Below are 17,115 nucleotides of genomic sequence, written 5' to 3' on the forward strand. Positions count from 1 at the left end.
TGGCCGGACAGCGGCGCGCGCGCAGCAGCCGGCGTCTCTGCCGGCGCGGGCGCAGGCTTGGCGCGAAATGCAAACGAACGCGCGAGCGGCACGGCAGGCAGGCGGCGGCCGGTCAAAAGACTGGTCTCGGCCGGTCCCACGAACAGCACGCCGTCATCGCGCGCAAACCGGCGCAGCACCTGCACCGCCCTTTCCTGCGTCGCCAAGTCGAAATAGATCAACAGGTTACGGCAGAACACGAAGTCATACGGCGCAGCGCCCGCCAACAGGTTCGGATCAAACAGGTTGCCCGGCTGAAATCGGACCTGCCCGCGCACGCGCGCAGCCAGTTGATGGCCGTCGGGCACCTCGGAAAAATGGCGATCGCGGAAAGCCAGATCGCCTCCGCGAAACGAATTGCGGCCGTACACGGCGCGCTGGGCGAATTCCACCATGCGCACGCTGATGTCCAAGGCATCCACATGGAACCGGTGCGGCGGAACGCCCGCGTCCAGCAGCGCCATGGCAATCGAATACGGCTCTTCGCCGCTGGAACACGGCACGCTCAGCACCCGCAACGTGCGCCCTTCACAGCCAGGCGCGAACAACCGCTCGCGTGCCAGCGCCGCCATCGCATCCTGCGATTCCGGATACCGGAAGAACCAGGTCTCGGGCACGATCACGGCTTCGATCAACTGCTGCATCTCGTCAGGCCAGGCCTGCACGCGCATCAGATAGTCCTGCTCATCGTCCACCCCAGCCGCGTGCATGCGGTGCCGCACCGCGCGCTCGACGGCCGCCTGGCCGATGGAGCCGCTGTCCAGTCCCATGCGGCGCTTGAGCAGCCCGCTGAATTCCTCGACCAGGCTCATGGCTGCGCCTCGGCTGCCGACGCGTTGCCGTCAGACGGAAACAGCAGCGCCCGCACGTAGGCGGGCAGCAGATCATTGACCGAAACGGCCTGCACCATGCCTTGTGCGTCGCTCAAAACCGGACCGAGATAGCGCGCCTCGGCATTGTCCAGCGCATGCGGCTGAAACCCCGACGGGTCGTAGTGGACGGTTTCGGTGGCCTGTTCCAATATCAGCCCAAGCAGCCGCTCGGCGTCAGTGTGATCCGGCCGGTAGCGCACCAGCGCCACGCGCGTGCTGGTGACGGCGGCGGACGTGCCCGCGCCGGCCAGCGCGCTCATGTCGAGGACCGGCACGGCAACGCCGCGGCGTTCCATCATGCCGGCCACCCAATGCGGTGCGCCCGGCACCTGCTTGAAGACGCGCAGCCCCAGCACTTCGGCAATATCCCCGGCGTCCAGCGCATACCGATCCGCGCCAATTCTGAAAAGCAGGTACAGCCGGCGCGCGGAGCCGGCGTGGCTCGCGGCGGCGCGGGCGCGGACGGCAGGAGCAGTCATGGACGCGATCACACCTTGAAGCGCGACACGCCGCTGCGCAGGTCGTTGGCCACCAGTGTCAGCTCTTCGATCGCAAGGCTGGACTGCCGCAGCGACTCCACCGTCTGCTGGGCCGCGTCGCTGAGCTGCTGCAGGGCCTGGTTGATCTGCTCGGCCCCAGTGGCCTGCGCCTGCATGCCTTCGTTGACCATCTGCACCCGCGGCGCCAGCGTCTGCACCTGCTGGATGATCTGCGAGAGCTGGTCGCCCACCTGCTGCATGTCGGCCATGCCGCGGCGCACTTCCTCGGAAAACTTGTCCATCCCCATCACGCCGGCTGACACCGACGACTGGATCTCGCGCACCATCTGTTCGATGTCGTAGGTCGCCACCGCGGTCTGGTCGGCAAGGCGGCGGATCTCGGTGGCCACCACCACGAAGCCGCGGCCGTACTCGCCCGCCTTCTCGGCCTCGATCGCCGCATTCAGCGACAAGAGGTTGGTCTGGTCCGCCACCTTCGTGATGGTCGTCACGACCTGCGTGATATTGCCAGCCTTTTCATTCAGCACCGCCAGCTTGGCATTGACCGAGCCCGCCGCGCCCACCACGTTGCGCATCGTGTCTTCCATGCGCGCCAAGCCCACCTGCCCGCTGCCGGCCAGCGTCGCGGTCTGCTCAGCCGCGCTGGATACTTCGGTCATGGTGCGCACCAGTTCGCGGGAGGTCGCCGAGATCTCGCGCGACGTCGCGCCGATTTCGGTGGTGGTGGCGGCGACTTCCGACGCGGTGGCCTGCTGCTGCTTTGACGTCGCGGCAATTTCCGTTACCGACGTGGCCACCTGCACGGCCGAGCGCTGCGTCCGGCCGACCAGGCCGGTCAACTCGTCGACCATGCCGTTGAAGCCGGTCTCGATGGCGTTGAATTCGTCGTTGCGCGCCAGCTTCAACCGCCGGGTCAGGTCGCCCGAGCCCGTCGCTTCCAGCGTCTTCACGATGTCGTGCATGGGGTTGGCAATGGCGCGCATCAGCAGGTAGCCGCACACGATGGACGCAGCAATCGCCATCAGCAGGGACACCAGCATTCCGGTCTCGGCCGATTCCACGGATTGCTGAATGCTCACCGCGGCATCATCCGCCTGCTTCTTGTTTTCGATCACCATCTTGGCCAGGATGTCGCGCCCCCGGTAGAACGACGGCCGCAACTCGGTCAGGATCCGCGCCTGCGCCCGCGCCGAATCCGCCAGCATGGCCGGCGTCAGGATATCGGCGCGGATGCGCTTGTACTCCAGCAATTCCTTCTGGAAGTCGTCAAACATCTGTTGGTCGTCCTGCCGGGCGATGGTGCGCCGGTAGAAGTCGATGTGCTCGTCAAGCTGCTGGTCGTTGCGCGGCAGCGCTTCCAGCGCGGCCCGGCGCTCGGCATCGGTCGGCGCGTTGAAGGCGTCCTGCACGACCACGAAACCGGCGAACCATGCTGCCCGGATCGACGTGCTGTAGTAGATACCCGGCACGGCGTCGGCGTTGATCATCTGGGCTTCCGCTTCGACATGGAGAAGCCGCCGGTAGTCCACCACCACCATCAACGTCATGATGGCAAGAATGGCCAGAAAACTGGCCATGATTCTTTGGCGGAGCGTCACATTCTTCATACCGGGAGACCTTTGTACTGTATCGACTCGTCGACGCCCTGCCGGGACGCCCCTGGGTGATTTCCCCGCCGGCAGCCAGCGCATTCTTACGGGAATGTGGGAAATTTCGACAATTATTACAAAGGTGCCGCATCACAGCCATGAAAAACGCAGGAAAACGCAAAACATGGCGAGCTTGTCGGGAAAATGCAAAGTTCTATTACATAAAATCAAGCGGACCTTGTTAGCAGGGGTACGCCGTCGATAGATCGGCGGCGTTTCATAGGCCGGCCGGTCACGGGCCAGTTGCCCAAAACTCGGCGCGCGGTCAGCCCGCAGGCTCCCACAGCGCAACCGGCGGCCGATCCTGCACCCAATCGCGCGCCTTTTCGTACGCATGGGCCAGTTGCAGCACAGCAAGGTCGCCGCGCGGCGGGCCGATCAACTGCATTCCCATCGGCAGCCCTGCGGCGCTAAAGCCCACCGGCACACTGATGACCGGGCAACCGGCCAGCGTCCACGGCGTCACAGTCTCCATCCAGCGGTGATAAGTATCCATCTGGCGGCCTGCGATCTCCTTGGGCCAATCCAGGCTCACGTCGAACGGAAACACCTGCGCCGACGGCACCGCCAGGAAGTCGACGTCGTCAAACATGCGCAGCACGGTCTGATACCACGCGCTGCGTTCCTCGGTTGCCTGATAGATCTGGCGGGCGGTCAAGCCTTCCAGTCCTTCGACCTCCCAGATCAGCGCGGGCTTGACCAGCTTGCGCGTCTCGGGATTGTTGACCAGGGCATGGAACTGCCCGCCCACCATCAGGTGGCGGTGCGCTAGCCAGATACGCCACAGCCGGTCGCCCGCAAAAGGCACCTGGTACGCATCGACCTGGCAGCCGGCGGTCGCCAGGTCCTTCAAGGCTGCTTCGCAAAGCGTCAGGATGCCGGGTTCCATCGCCAGGTAGCCGTTCCAGTCGCCCAGCCAACCCACGCGCTTGCCGGACAAGTCCGCGTCCAGCGGCTGCGCGTACTGCGCCGGATCGTCCGTCAGCGAGAGCGGCGCGCGCTTGTCATGACCGGCGATCACCGACAGCAGCAACGCTACGTCCCGCGGCGTGCGCCCCATGGGGCCTTCGTAGGAAAGCTGCTTGAGGAAGATTTCGGGCGACGGACCAGACGGCACACGACCGGCCGACGGGCGCATGCCGTACACATTGCAGAACGCCGCGGGATTGCGGAGCGAGCCCCCGAAGTCGCTGCCATCGGCTACGGGCAGCATGCGCGCCGCCAGCGCCGCCGCCGCGCCGCCGCTGCTGCCGCCGGCTGTCTTGGTGGCGTCATACGGATTGCCCGTGGCGCCATAGACCTTGTTGTAGGTATGCGAGCCCAGGCCGAATTCCGGCACATTGCTGCGGCCGATGAAGATTGCGCCGGCGGCGCGCATGCGCTCGACCAGAATCGAATCGTGCGCCGTCACCACGTCCTTATAGACCAGCGACCCCATCGAGGTGACCATGCCGCGCACGGCGGTCAGGTCCTTGGGCGCCTGCGGAATGCCATGCAGCCATCCCTGCCACTGCCCCGCGGCCAATTGCACATCCCGCGCATCGGCCTCGCGCAGCAGCTCGTCGCTGTCGCGGCGCGCGACGATGGCATTCAGCTTGGGATTGACCCGGTCGATATGCGCCAGGTACGCCTGCATCACTTCACGGCAGGACACCCGGCGGCTGCGGATGGCATCCGACAGCGCGTGCGCGGGCATGGCCACGATGTCATTGAGCGGGGCGGGGCTAGGCATGGGCGTTCGTCTCCTTGGCGCGCGCCGCGGATCCGCCGGGCGCGTATTGTCATTGGGCGCAGCGCGGCGGCCGGCCGCGCGCATCGCGACAATACTACGCAAATCAGCGGCCCCGCGCGCAGGAAGCGAAGGCTTCCGCGCGCCGCGGACACCGGCAGGACACCGGCAGGACACCGGCAGCATGCCGTGCCGCCCGGCGCCCCGTCTACTGCCGCGCCAGACCGTTCTTGCCGATCAACTCCAGCAACCCGTCCGACAAGGTCCCGCGCCAGCTCAGATAATCGTGGCCACCCGCCACCTCGCGATGGGTCACGAGATAACCCTTGGCTCGCAGCACGTCGCGCAGATGGCGGTTGGTCTCCAGAATGCCGGGCTGGCCGCCGCGCCCCGATTCAAACAGGCCCGCGCCCAGGAAGAACCGCACTGGCAGCGTGCGCACTGCCACGAACTGCCGCGTCAGCCATTGGTCTTCCTCGCCGGGCGGCGACCACCAGTAAGACCCGGACTGGCTCAGCACATTGCCGAAGACCTCGGGATGGCGCAGCGCCGCGTACGAGGAGGCAAGGCCGCCATAGCTCGACCCGCCGATCACCGTGCGCGCCGCCGGCGCCGCGATGCCCTGCTTGCGCGCCCACGGCATCAGCTCGCGCGCCAGGAAATCGGCGAAATCCGGATTGGGCGGCAGCTCGCGGCCGCGCGAGTCTGCGGTGGGGTTGTCGATCAGCAGGGCCGCAGTCGGGGGAATGACGCCGGCCGCGATCATGTTGTCCAGGATGGTGGGCGTAGGCACGCGTCCCAGATAGGCCCCCGCGTCAAACAGCACCAGCACGTGGTTGTCCGGGCCGTCGGGCTTCCAGCCCGCCGGCCGGTACAGATGAATTGTGCGCGTATTGCCCAGGATGTCGCTACGCAGTTCCAGCGCCTCGACACTGCCGGCGGGCACGCCCGCGCGCGGCGCGACCCACGGCTGCGGCGGCGCGTCCGCCAGTTCCATCACCGAATAGGTCTGGAACGCGTCGATGCCGCGTTCGGGATAGACCTTGGGATTGTTGGGGTCGGCCTGCGCCGTGGCGAGGATCGCGCGCCGCCGCGCCATGCCGGTCCCCGGCAGTTCCGGCACATCCGGCGCCAGCCGGTACGACAGGCGCGCCGTCTTGGGCACCAGGAAGCTCACGTACCAGACGTCGGAATCGCCTAGCCGCGACAGCTGCGCGTGGTCCGTTGACGGACCGCCGAACAGGCGCACGTTACGTTCCGCGCCCTGCCACAGGAAGGTCACGCGGTCGTGCGTGGCGTTTGCCGGCTCGATCAGCGGCGTGCCCTGCCGCTTCATCTCTTCCCAGAACGTGGCCGTCGTGCCGCCCTGCGACAACGTCTGGGCCAGCGCGGCCAGGCGCGCGCTGTCCAGTGTGGGCGCCGGCGCATGCTGTTCGGCCAGCGGCAGGCGTTCGGTCACGGACCATTCATACGTACCCTGCCCCTGCGCCCGTACGGTATAGACGCCATCGGCCGGCCCTACCAGCATCAGCACGCCGGCCGGCTTTTCGCGGTCGCTCAGGCGGCGGACATGGCGCCCTTGCGGGTCCAGCAGATCCAGCGTCACGCCGCTATCCGCCGACCATGTGCCCGCCACGAATTCACCCTTTTGCATGGGGAGCGGCTTGTCGGCATGGGCCTGCGGCATGACCGCGCCTTGCGCTGACTGTGCAACCGCCACGCCCGGCGCTGTCGCAGCTAGCGCAGCCGTTAATGCCGCTTTCAACGCAACGGCCAATACCGTCGAAGTCAGGCCATCGCGCCGCCCGTTCATCTGTTGCATATCCATCCGCCTTAATAAGAATGGATATCATTATTGCCGAAAACGGATTTCTGTCCCGTCCGAGCACGCGTCCGAATAAATTACGCCGCGCCGCTTGAGCCATATCAACCCGCACGCTTCCACCCTCGCCCTAAGATCGCCTCCTGCCCCCCGCCCGGAGACCATCTTGACCACGCACGACATCGCCACCGATACCGCCACCACCGACATCTGCACCGAAGCCGAAATCCAGGACCTGGTCCACACCTTCTACGCCAAGGCGCGCGCCGACGAAGCGCTCGGGCCCATCTTCAACGGCATGGTCCACGACTGGGATGAACACCTGGCCACGCTCTCGGACTTCTGGTCAGCCGTGATCCTGGGCACGCGGCGGTTCACCGGCATGCCCATGCCCAAGCACGCGGCCATGCCCAACCTGAAGGCCGAGCTCTTCGAACGCTGGCTGGTCCTCTTTGGCGAGACCACCGACGCCTTGCCGAATCGCGCCCTGGCCGATGCCGCGCAGGAAATGGCCAAGCGCATGGCGCGCAGCCTCTGGTACGGCTATCAGTTGTCGCGCGATCCCAACCAGCCCTTGACCGAACTGCGCTCGCCGGCGCATCCCGAACCACATCCCGAAGCGCGCCCCGCCTAGCGGCCCGCGCGGTCAGTCCACCCGCCACCACCCCGGCAACAGCCCGCGCACCTTGGCGCGCCGATAGCGGTCATCGATGAGGTGCACGGTGCCCTCATCGTGTTCGGTCCGGATGACGCGGCCAGCCGCCTGCACCACCTTCTGCATGCCCGGGTACAGGTACGTGTAGTCGTAGCCGTTCTCTTCGCCATAGCGCATGTCCATGGCGCGCTTCATGTTTTCGTTCACGGGGTTGACCTGCGGCAGCCCCAGCGTGGCGATGAACGCGCCGATCAGCCGCTTGCCCGGCAGGTCCACACCTTCCGAGAACGCGCCGCCCAGCACCGCGAAACCCACACCCTGCCCCGTTTCGGTAAACCGCGCCAGAAAGGCCGCACGCCCCGGCTCGTCCATGCCGGGCGTCTGCAGCCAGATCGGCACCTGCGGATGGCGCTCCCGCATCAGGTCCGTCACGCGCTTCAGATAGTCAAAGCTGCTCAGAAAGCCCAGGTAATTGCCCGGCCGTTCGTCGTACTGGCGCGCAATCAGGTCCGCGATGGGCGCCAGCGAACGCTCGCGATCGCGAAAGCGCGTGGACACGTTGCCCACCACGCGCACGGCCAGCTGCCCCGCCTGAAACGGCGCCGCGACGTCGATCCAGGGTGTGTCCTTGGGCAGGCCCAGCGTGTCCCGATAGAACTGCTGCGGACTGAGCGTGCCGGAAAACAGCACCGTCGCATGCGCCGTCGCGTAGCGCGCCGCCAGATACGGCGCGGGAATCACATTGCGCACACACAGTGTCGACGGCGGCGTCTTGGCGCTGCTGACGCCCGCCTCGCCCAGCGTCACGTCAAACAGTGCATGCGAGCCGAACTGTTCCGCCAGCCGCATGAAATGCAGCGCCTCGAAATAGAACCCCAGCAAGGGATCATCCTGCGCCAGCGGCGTCTGGCCGATGAACTCGGTGATGGCCGCCACTGCCTTCTGCGCTGCCGTCAACACGCCGGCCGGCACCGCGTCGTACGCCTGATAGCGTTCCGTCTGCTTCTTGTTCAGCGCATTCCACGACCGGTGCAGCCCGTCCAGCGGCTTTTTAAGCGCCTTGGGCGCCGCATACCGCGCGGCGGTCAGCCGGTTCTGATCGAGCTCGCCCGTGTACATGCGGCGCGCGCGGTCGACCAGGTTGTGGGCCTCGTCGACCAGCACGGCCACCTTCCACTGATGCGCCTGCGTCAGCGCGTGCAGCATGGCCGTGGCGTCGTAGTAATAGTTGTAGTCGCCCACCACCACGTCGCTCCAGCGGATCAGCTCCTGCGAAAGGTAATACGGACACACCTCGTGTTCCAGCGCGATTGCGCGCACGGTAGGCGCGTCCAGCCGCGTGTGTTCAACCGCCGCGGCGCGGGCCTGCGGCAGACGGTCGTAGAAGCCGCGCGCCAGCGGGCAGGAATCGCCGTGGCAGGCCAGATCCGGATGCACGCAGCTTTTATCGCGCGCTTGCAGATCCAGAATCCGCAAGCCTGGCTTGGCGGCCTGCGCATTGATGGTTTCCAGCGCCTCGACCGCCAACCCGCGGCCCGATCCTTTGGCCGCCAAAAAGAACACCTTGTCCAGGCCCGTACCCGGACTGGCCTTGAGCAGCGGAAAGATCGTGCCCAGCGTCTTGCCGATGCCCGTGGGCGCCTGTGCCATCAGGCAGCGGCCATCGCGCGCGGTGCGGTAGACGGCCACCGCCAGATCGCGCTGGCCCGCACGAAACTCGCCATGCGGAAACGCCAGCGTCTCAAGCGCCGCGTCGCGCGCCTGGCGGTGCGCCAGTTCCGTCTTGGCCCAGGCCAGAAACCGCTCGCATTGCAACTGAAAGAATGCAGCCAGATCCGCAGCCTCGTGCGATTCCACCAGCACGGTTTCTTCCTCGGTCGCGACGTTGTAGTACACCAGCGCCACCCGCACGTTCGCCAGGCCGCGCGCCTGGCACAGCAGATGGCCGTACACCTTCGCCTGCGCCCAATGCACCACGCGGTGATTCTCGCGCACGCTGTCGAACTGCCCGCGGTAGGTTTTGATCTCTTCAAGCTGATTGGCCGCCGGGTCGTAGCCGTCAGCCCGGCCACGCACCAGCAGATCGCCAAACACGCCCGACAAAGACACTTCGGTTTCGTAGTCCGGCCCGCGCCGCCCTGTCACTGCCGCGTGCCCCGCCATGCCTTCCAGGCCGCTGGGCGCGGGCGTGAAGCGCAAGTCCAGATCACCGGCCCGCGCCGTGAACTCGCACAACGCCCGCACCGCCACCGCGTAACTCATGCGGCCTCCTGCAACCAGCTCACGTGGCACACCCGCACCGGCATGCCGTGCGCCACGCAGTACTGGAGCCAGCGGATCTGGTTGTCCTGCAGCTTGTCGCCCGGGCCTTTCACCTCGATCAGTTCATAACGGCGCTCTGCAGGCCAAAACCGCACCAGATCCGGCAGACCGGTGCGGTTGCCCTTCACGTCGCGCAGCAGGCGCGTAAAGAAGAGCTTCAGATGCGCTGCAGGCAAGCAGTCCAGCGCCTGCGCCAGCAAAGTTTCGGACAAGGCGCCCCAGAACACGAATGGCGACTGCAGGCCGGCCTTGTCGGCGTACCGCTGCAGAATGACGTCGCGATAGCCGGGCGTATCCAGCTGCGCCAGACAGGCCGCGAAGTGCGCCTGCCGCCGCGCGTGGAAATCCGGCGCTTCCAGGTCGGCGGGCCCCCGCTGGAACGGATGAAAGAACGCGCCCGGCAACGGCGCAAACACGGCCGGCCAGCACAGCAGACCGAACAATGAATTGATCAGCGCGTTCTCGACGTAATGCACCGGCGCGTCGTCGTGATGCAGGTGATCGCGCGTCACGTATTCGACCGAGGATGGATGCGCCGGGCGGACCAGCGCCAGCTCCGTGCGCGGCAGGATGGGCGCTGCCGCACGCGCCGCCGCGCCCTGCCCCACCCCGCGACGCAGCCGCGGCATCATGCGCGCCACGCGTTGGCTTTCCTCTTCGCTCTCGGGCGCGTTTGCCGCCGTCATGGCCAGCGCCATCGCGTCTTCAAACCGCTGCATCCGTTCATACACCCGGATGCGCCGATGCCGCGCGCCGGGATAGCCGCAGGCCGCGTAGACGCGCTGGGCGGCTTCCCAATTCTGCGCGCGCTCGCAGGCTTGCCCGATGCGCAGCAACACCTTGGCGCGACGCTTTTCCAGCCAGGCGTTGCCGCTGACACACTCCTCTGCCGCCCGCAGCAGGTCGTCCACGGCCGCGCCGTCGTCCAGCGCACGCCGGCACGCATGCAACGCGAGATAACAGTCCACGTCCGCCCGCGTCTGAAACGCCCGCGAGGCCGCATCGAACGGCACGGTCTCGTATTGAAATACGCCCAGGTCTGCCAGCACGAACTCCGACCAATCCTGATGCAGATTGCCGAAAAACATGAGACGCAGCCGTTCGCAGCGGTCCGCCGCCATCACGCGCCAGACGGCTTCCAAGGAATCGGGCGCCCAGCCGCAGAACGGCCGGGCGTCGGGCATGTCCGCCCGCAGCGTCTCCAGCATGTCGGCCTTGCGCAGGCCCGGCCTGGCTGCCGCCTGCGATGCGAACACGCGGCACAGTTCCGGCTTGGTCAATAGTGCAAACAGTTCATCCAGCGACATCGGCGCCCGCGTGTCCAGCCACCCTAGCGCTTCCAGCGCCGCGGCCGCCTCTTCGACGGCCGGGATCTCTTCGTACACCAGCCGGCTGGCCCGAAACCACGGCCCGCGCCGCATCAGCATGCGCACCATCAATGCCTGCGACGCCTGCGGCAACGCCGCGAAGTCCGCCAGAAAGCGGCAATCGTCTTCGTCCAGCAGGTCGGCGTAGCGGTCCGAGACCCACGCCAGCGCGCGCTGGAAATTATGCAGATAGTAGTAACGGTGCGGGGGCAACATCGGCGGCGGCCGGGCGGACTGTTTATTTATCCAGTAATCATAGCAGGCCGGCCGGCCCGGATTCTGTCGACGCGTGCCTGACGATGGTCAGCCCCTCTTCTTCTTCGGGCTCCACGAAATACGCCGTGATGGCGTCGTATTCGTCGTCGCTGGTGGTAAAGGGGTGTTCGCCGGACGCATTGCGCGCGCGCAGCCGGGCCTTGCAGACTGCGTCGGGCACGTCCAGATAATGCAGCGTGTGGGTGCACCCCGCCTCATGGGCCACGTCGCGCAGCCACTCGCGGCTGCGGCGCGTGTTGGCCGGAAAATCCAGCACCACAGAAATCCCGGCCGCCACCAGCGCGACGACGTGGCTGCCCATGGCATTGCGCAGGCGGCTGGCGCAGCGCCCATAGTCCGCCACGTCCACGATTTCGCCCGGATACAGCGCCGCCAGCCAGCGGTCTTCGCTGAGCAGCAGGGTCCGGGGCTGCGCCGCCAATCGGGCAGCCAGCGTGGATTTGCCCGCGCCGATCTTGCCGCACAGGAAATGCAGCATGGGTTCGGCAGCGGTGTGGACGGTTTCAGGGGAAGGCATGGAAAGCTCCTGTCAGCAGAAAACCAGGAGGCGGAAACGACAAACCCGCCTCGTGGCGGGTTTGTGTAGCGATGTCCGGTAAACGCGCTAACCCACCATCAAACCGATGGTGGCAATAATCAGGGCGAAAGGTGCGTGCGTCAGGGACATGTTGCGCAGCTTGCACCGATGTCCGCGGCTTGTCAAACCTCGCATCCGTCATCGCATAAAAAGACGCGCATGAAAGCTGCGGGCAAAGCCCCCTGCATGTAGGCCCTGCATTTGAGCCCCGCATGGAAGCCCCGCATCGAAGCCTCACATGAAACCCCCGCATGAAAAACGGCGCCGAAAAGCCTCAGGCTCTCCGGCGCCGTTTGCCATCCCGCCGGCAAAGCGGCGGGACCGTCGATCACGACATCGTCACATCACTGCGCGCGCACCGGCTGCGGCGCCGCGCCGATGTCCTTACGCACCTTGGCCACGTCGGACGCGCTGACTGCCGCGCCCTTGTTGCCCCAGCTCGACCGCACGAAACTCACCACATCAGCGACTTCCTTGTCGGTCATGCGCCAGTCAAAGCCCGGCATCGCGTACGCGGTCGGGGCCGACGCCGTGCCCGGCATCTGCGCGCCCTTGAGCACGATGTGGATCAACGAGGCCGGATCGGCCGAGTTGACCGTCGAGCTCAACGCGAGCTGCGGGAAGGTCTCGGTATAGCCCTTGCCCGTGCTGCGATGGCAAGCCGCGCAGTTGTTCAGGAAAGCCATGGCGCCGTCGCTCTTGTCCTTGCCGGTGCGCAGCGCATTCGCCACGGACTCGTCATAGGCCAGCGGCTTGGTGGCGTCCTTGTTCACCGGCGGCAGACTCTTCAGGTAGACCGCGATGGCGTTCAGGTCGTCGTCGGTCAGGTGCTGCGTGCTTTCCTCGACCACTTGCGCCATGCCGCCGAACGCTGCCGAATGCCCGTTGCGGCCGGACTTGAGGAAAGCCGTGATGTCTTCCTTGCTCCAGGCGCCCAGGCCGTCGGTTGCGTCGCCGCGCAGGTTCTTGGCCAGCCAGCCTTCGACCACGCCGCCCGACAGGAAGGCCGAGCCGTCCGCGTCGGTCAGCGCCTTTTCCTGCAACGCCACGCCGCGCGGCGTGTGGCAGGTGCTGCAATGGCCCAGGCCTTCAACAAGGTACTGGCCGCGCAGCAGCGCCTGCTTGTCCGCGCCGCCCGTGTTCACCGTGACCGGCGCCGTCGCGACATCCGGCGCGAACATCCAGCGCCACACCGTCAGCGGCCAGCGCATCGACATCGGCCAGACGATGTCGGTGTCCTTATTTTCCTGCTTCACCGGCTCGACGCCGTGCATGAAGTAGGCATACAGGGCCTTCACATCCTCCGGCGTGACCTTGGCGTAGGCGGTGTAAGGCATGGCCGGGTACAGCGAATGTCCGTCCTTGGCCACGCCGTGGCGCACGGCCCGGTCGAAGTCCTCGTACGAATAATTGCCGATGCCCGTTTCCTTATCCGGCGTGATGTTCGTCGAATAGATCATGCCCAGCGGCGAATCGATGCCCAGGCCGCCGGCAAAGGGCTTGCCGCCCGAGGCCGTATGGCAGGCGATACAGTCGCCGGCGCGCGACAGGTACTCGCCCTGCTTGATCATCTGCGCGTCGCTGGACGCCGGCGTGCCGTCGGCCGCGAACGCGGCGCTGGCAACGAGAGCCGAGAAGGCCGCAACAATGGTGTGCTTGATCATTGTTCCGTCTCCTTAAGCCTGGACCAGCGGGCCGGGGTTCTTCAGGTACTGCTCGCGGATCGCCTGGGCAGACCAGTAGGCCAGCGCGCCGACCAGGCCGGTCGGGTTGTAGCCCATGTTCTGCGGGAACACGCAGGCGCCCATCACGAACACGTTCGGCACGTCCCAGCTCTGCAGGTACTTGTTGACCACGCTTTCCTTGGGGTTGGAGCCCATGATGGCGCCGCCCGTGTTGTGCGTGCTCTGGTAGACGCGCGTGTCGTAGCGCGCGCCCTTCTTGCGCACGGCCACGAAGTGCTTTTCAGGATTCATCGCCTTGGCCACGGTCTCCATGCGCTTGCCCATGTAGCCCAGCATGTCGAACTCGTTGTCGTGCCAGTCGAACGTCATGCGCAGCAGCGGCTGTCCGTAGGCGTCCTTGTAGGTCGGATCAAGCGACAGGTAGGCATCGCGGTACGACATCACCGAACCGGAAATGCCGATCGTCATGAAGCGCTGATAAGCGTCCTGCACGCCCGCCTTCCAGGCCGTGCCCCACGTCGCGGTGCCCGGCGTCGTCGGCGTCTGCTTGATCGGACGGCCGCCGTAGCGCACGTGACGAATGCTGGCGCCGCCCACAAAGCCCAGCGGACCGTGGTCGAACTGGTCGCCGTTCAGGTCGTCCATGCCCACGCCGCCCGCGCCGGTGCCGACGAACGGGTTCAGTTGCGTGCCCTTGGGCAGCAGAACGTTGACCGCGCCGTTCATCTGGTAGGCGTAGTTCTTGCCGACCACACCCTCGTTGGTCTTCGGGTCATACGGCTTGCCGATGCCTGACAGCAGCAGCAGACGCACGTTGTGCATCTGATACGCCGACAGGATCACCAGATCCGCGGGCTGATCGATCTCGTTGCCGTCCGCATCGATGTACGTCACGCCCACGGCCTTCTTACCGGTCGAATCCAGATTGACCTTGATGACCTGCGAACGCGTGCGCAGCTCGAAATTCGGCTTCTTCAGCAGCACCGGCAGAATCGTGGTCTGCGGCGAGGCCTTCGAATACATGTAGCAGCCGTAGTTCTCGCAGAAGCCACAGAAATTGCAGGGGCCAAGGCGCACGCCGTACGGGTTGGTGTAGGGGCCGGACGCGTTGGCGGCCGGCGTGGGATACGGATTGAAGCCGACTTCGCGCGCAGCCTTGTCGAACAGCGATGCGCCGTAGGTCGTGGCCAGCGGCGGCAGCGGGAATTCCTTGCTGCGCTTGCCTTCCAGCGGGTTGCCGCCTTCGACGATCTTGCCGTTCAGGTTGCCGGCCTTGCCCGACGTGCCGCACACGTATTCGAACTTCGAGAAGTACGGTTCCAGTTCGTCGTAGGTCACGCCGAAGTCCTGGATCGTCATGCCTTCCGGAATGAACTTCTTGCCATAGCGCGTTTCATAGCGCGTGCGCAGTTCCAGTTCTTCGGGCAGCACGCGGTAGTGCATGCCGTTCCAGTGAAAGCCCGCGCCCCCCACGCCCGTGCCCAACAGGAACGAACCGTTCTGGCGGTACGGCACGGCCACGTCATCCACGCCGTGGCGGATCGTCACGGTTTCCTTGGACAGGTCCTGGAACAGATAACCGCGCACCGAATACTTCAGCTCGTCAATCACCTTGGGGTATTCCGCGTCCTTGGGCGTGTCCTGCATGCCGCCGCGCTCCAGCGCCAGCACCTGCAAGCCCGCTTCGGTCAGTTCCTGACCCAGGATCGCGCCGGTCCAGCCGAATCCGACCAGTACCGCATCAACTTTGTCTTTCTTGATCGCCATGATTTAACCCTTCTCCCCAGAAATCGACACGGGGCCATAGGGATACTTCACGTTGGGCTGGTCGACCCAGTCCATGAAATCGGCGCGCGCGCCGGGAAAGCCCACCATCTTCCAGCCCACCATGTTCTTGTTGCCGCCGTAGATCGGATCGGCAAAGAAACCTTCCTTGGTGTTGGCCAAGAGGAAACTGAAGAACGTCTTGGACGGCACGGATTCGAAGGCGATCTTGCCCGACTGCAGATCCTTCAGGATCTGTTCCTGCAAGGCCTTGTCCAGTTCGGCGTACGCCTTGCCGTGCGTCTTCACGCACCAGGCATCACAGGCCTCGATGCCATTGCGATAGACCTGGCGGGGATTCTGGTCGAGCTGATAACCCAGTTCCGGCACCTGGTCGGTGTGGAATGGCCCATCCATGTACCACAGCTTGCCGTGGCCGAAAGGCGTTTCCATTTGACGGTCGATGAACTCGGGCACACCGGCCACAATGGCGCCAGGGCCGTACTCGTCGGCGGGAATCAGATGATCCACCGCGGCAACGATGAAGGCCCATTCGGCCTTGGTGAAATAGGTGGGCTCGTAGGGCTTGGCCGCTTTTGCGGCATTGCCGTCGGCGGCGTTGGTACAGCCGACGGTCAGGCCGCCGATCGCCAGCGTCGACGCTGGCACAATGGCCATCGTTTGCAGAAACCGCCGGCGCGGCTGTGCGTCATCAGTCATGGACATCTCCGTGAATACTCCAAGTTGTCCTAGCGCGCTACCGAACATGAAACCTGGAAACACGAACTGCCCGAGCTAGTGACAACACGCTCTTTTCTTGCTCAAAATCAACACTGCTCTTTGAAAAGGGACGTAAGAGCAGGTGTCGGCATTATGCGCTTCTGATCTGCTCATTCGACCGTATCAGATGGAATTTCTTGACGTGGGAAAGTCTTTTGCATTAAGGACAACGTAAGAACCATAGAAATGCCGCGCTTTCTGACAGCAAGGTGAACGAAAACCCTTGATTCATGCGGCCCGCAGACGCGTGGTGTACCGCGCGCAATCCATGAAATGAACCCCATGCACGCTCAATACAGCATTCACGACAGCCTTCCGTTGCAGTGGCAACCGCGCCTTGCCGGAGCGCGCCTCGAGCAGCAATCCATCGGTGAATCGCGCGCGGACGTCTATCGCATTCGCAGCGCGAATCAGCCTGATCGCTATCTCAAATCCGAGCACACGGGCACGCAGCCCGAACTGCCAGACGAAATCGAGCGCCTGCGATGGATGGCCGCGCACGGCCTGCCGTGCCCCACCGTGATCGACGCGGTCGCCACACCCACGCGGCATTGGCTGCTGATGAGTGCAGTAGCTGGCCAGGATCTGGCCAGCGCGGGTCTGCCACCTGCGCAGGTGATCGCCATCATGGCCGATGCGCTGCATCGTCTGCACCGGATTCCCATCGACCAATGCCCTTTCGATCACACACTTGAACCGCGTATCGCCGAGGCCAGACGGGCGCTGGGTGCCGGCCTGGTGGACGAATCGGATTTCGATGACGAGAGAATTGGACGCACCGCAGAAGACGCGTTTGCGGAACTGCTGGCGACGCGGCCCACCACGCACGATCTCGTCGTGGCGCATGGCGATGCGTGCCTGCCCAACTTCATGGCCGATGGCGGCGTGTTCACCGGCTACATCGACTGCGGCCGCCTCGGTGTAAGCGACCGCCACCAGGATCTTGCGCTGGCTGCGCGCAGCATCGAACGCAACCTGGGACGCGAGTGGATCGAACCGTTCTTTCGCGGCTATGGCGTCGAACCGGACGACCGCCGTCTTGCGTTTTACTGCCTGCTGGACGAGTTCTTCTGAGAGT

13 protein-coding genes are annotated in these 17,115 nt (G+C 65.4%); 2 read left to right on the plus strand and 11 right to left on the minus strand.

The genetic code is table 11. From position 1 onward, the window contains the following. The 5 genes from B3446_RS26890 to B3446_RS26910 all read right to left on the minus strand — a co-directional run. Positions 1 to 851, minus strand: an 851-nt coding sequence (locus B3446_RS26890; protein ID WP_291387067.1) for a CheR family methyltransferase, incomplete at its 3' end; no start/stop codon positions are given. Further along, positions 848 to 1,390, minus strand: a complete 543-nt coding sequence (locus tag B3446_RS26895) for a chemotaxis protein CheW (RefSeq protein ID WP_291387069.1) — start codon at positions 1,388 to 1,390, stop codon at positions 848 to 850. The genes B3446_RS26895 and B3446_RS26890, both read right to left, overlap by 4 nt. An 8-nt stretch (positions 1,391 to 1,398) precedes the next feature. Beyond that, positions 1,399 to 3,018 (minus strand): methyl-accepting chemotaxis protein, encoded by a 1,620-nt coding sequence (locus B3446_RS26900; protein ID WP_291387071.1) that lies wholly within the window; start codon positions 3,016 to 3,018, stop codon positions 1,399 to 1,401. A gap of 307 nt (positions 3,019 to 3,325) precedes the next feature. Next, positions 3,326 to 4,792 (minus strand): amidase, encoded by a 1,467-nt coding sequence (locus tag B3446_RS26905; protein ID WP_291387073.1) that lies wholly within the window; start codon positions 4,790 to 4,792, stop codon positions 3,326 to 3,328. Between the two features lie 205 nt (positions 4,793 to 4,997). After that, on the minus strand, positions 4,998 to 6,476 hold the full coding sequence (locus tag B3446_RS26910) for an enterochelin esterase domain-containing protein (protein WP_291387075.1): 1,479 nt from the start codon (positions 6,474 to 6,476) through the stop codon (positions 4,998 to 5,000). Between the two features lie 301 nt (positions 6,477 to 6,777). Here B3446_RS26910 and B3446_RS26915 point away from each other — a divergent pair, with 301 nt between their 5' ends. Beyond that, the gene (locus tag B3446_RS26915) at positions 6,778 to 7,245 is read left to right on the plus strand and encodes a group III truncated hemoglobin (RefSeq protein WP_291387077.1); all 468 of its coding nucleotides are present in this window, start codon (positions 6,778 to 6,780) and stop codon (positions 7,243 to 7,245) included. A gap of 12 nt (positions 7,246 to 7,257) precedes the next feature. Here the strand turns inward: B3446_RS26915 and B3446_RS26920 are convergent, their stop codons facing one another. The 6 genes from B3446_RS26920 to B3446_RS26945 form a co-directional block, all read right to left on the minus strand. Then, a complete protein-coding gene (locus B3446_RS26920) occupies positions 7,258 to 9,528 on the minus strand; it encodes an ATP-dependent DNA helicase (protein WP_291387078.1) in 2,271 nt (756 codons plus the stop codon). Next, entirely contained in the window at positions 9,525 to 11,171 is a 1,647-nt protein-coding gene (locus tag B3446_RS26925; RefSeq protein ID WP_291387080.1) for a VRR-NUC domain-containing protein, read from the minus strand. The genes B3446_RS26920 and B3446_RS26925 overlap by 4 nt, the downstream gene beginning before the upstream one ends. A gap of 37 nt (positions 11,172 to 11,208) precedes the next feature. After that, positions 11,209 to 11,748 carry an AAA family ATPase gene (locus B3446_RS26930; protein WP_291387082.1) on the minus strand — a complete coding sequence of 180 codons (540 nt, stop codon included), beginning with the start codon at positions 11,746 to 11,748 and terminating at the stop codon, positions 11,209 to 11,211. 404 nt (positions 11,749 to 12,152) lie between these two features. Then, entirely contained in the window at positions 12,153 to 13,472 is a 1,320-nt protein-coding gene (locus B3446_RS26935) for a cytochrome c (protein WP_291387084.1), read from the minus strand. Positions 13,473 to 13,484: 12 nt separating this feature from the next. Next, positions 13,485 to 15,260, minus strand: a complete 1,776-nt coding sequence (locus B3446_RS26940) for a GMC family oxidoreductase (protein WP_191575456.1) — start codon at positions 15,258 to 15,260, stop codon at positions 13,485 to 13,487. Positions 15,261 to 15,263: 3 nt separating this feature from the next. Further along, positions 15,264 to 15,977: a gluconate 2-dehydrogenase subunit 3 family protein gene (locus B3446_RS26945; RefSeq protein ID WP_175121198.1), complete on the minus strand. Its 714-nt coding sequence runs from the start codon at positions 15,975 to 15,977 to the stop codon at positions 15,264 to 15,266. A gap of 342 nt (positions 15,978 to 16,319) precedes the next feature. Between B3446_RS26945 and B3446_RS26950 the strand changes: the two genes are divergently transcribed. Further along, positions 16,320 to 17,111 carry an APH(3')-II family aminoglycoside O-phosphotransferase gene (locus tag B3446_RS26950; protein WP_291387087.1) on the plus strand — a complete coding sequence of 264 codons (792 nt, stop codon included), beginning with the start codon at positions 16,320 to 16,322 and terminating at the stop codon, positions 17,109 to 17,111. Positions 17,112 to 17,115 lie beyond the last annotated feature (4 nt).

The organism is Achromobacter sp. UBA5777, assembly GCF_002418565.1.
GTDB lineage: Bacteria > Pseudomonadota > Gammaproteobacteria > Burkholderiales > Burkholderiaceae_B > Achromobacter > Achromobacter animicus.

Coding starts and splice junctions, on each gene's coding strand:
- B3446_RS26895 (WP_291387069.1), bottom strand. CDS start 1,390: ATGACTGCTCCTGCCGTCCGCGCCCGCGCCGCCGCGAGCCACGCCGGC.
- B3446_RS26900 (WP_291387071.1), bottom strand. CDS start 3,018: ATGAAGAATGTGACGCTCCGCCAAAGAATCATGGCCAGTTTTCTGGCC.
- B3446_RS26905 (WP_291387073.1), bottom strand. CDS start 4,792: ATGCCTAGCCCCGCCCCGCTCAATGACATCGTGGCCATGCCCGCGCAC.
- B3446_RS26910 (WP_291387075.1), bottom strand. CDS start 6,476: ATGCCGCAGGCCCATGCCGACAAGCCGCTCCCCATGCAAAAGGGTGAA.
- B3446_RS26920 (WP_291387078.1), bottom strand. CDS start 9,528: ATGAGTTACGCGGTGGCGGTGCGGGCGTTGTGCGAGTTCACGGCGCGG.
- B3446_RS26925 (WP_291387080.1), bottom strand. CDS start 11,171: ATGTTGCCCCCGCACCGTTACTACTATCTGCATAATTTCCAGCGCGCG.
- B3446_RS26930 (WP_291387082.1), bottom strand. CDS start 11,748: ATGCCTTCCCCTGAAACCGTCCACACCGCTGCCGAACCCATGCTGCAT.
- B3446_RS26935 (WP_291387084.1), bottom strand. CDS start 13,472: ATGATCAAGCACACCATTGTTGCGGCCTTCTCGGCTCTCGTTGCCAGC.
- B3446_RS26940 (WP_191575456.1), bottom strand. CDS start 15,260: ATGGCGATCAAGAAAGACAAAGTTGATGCGGTACTGGTCGGATTCGGC.
- B3446_RS26945 (WP_175121198.1), bottom strand. CDS start 15,977: ATGACTGATGACGCACAGCCGCGCCGGCGGTTTCTGCAAACGATGGCC.
- B3446_RS26950 (WP_291387087.1), top strand. CDS start 16,320: ATGCACGCTCAATACAGCATTCACGACAGCCTTCCGTTGCAGTGGCAA.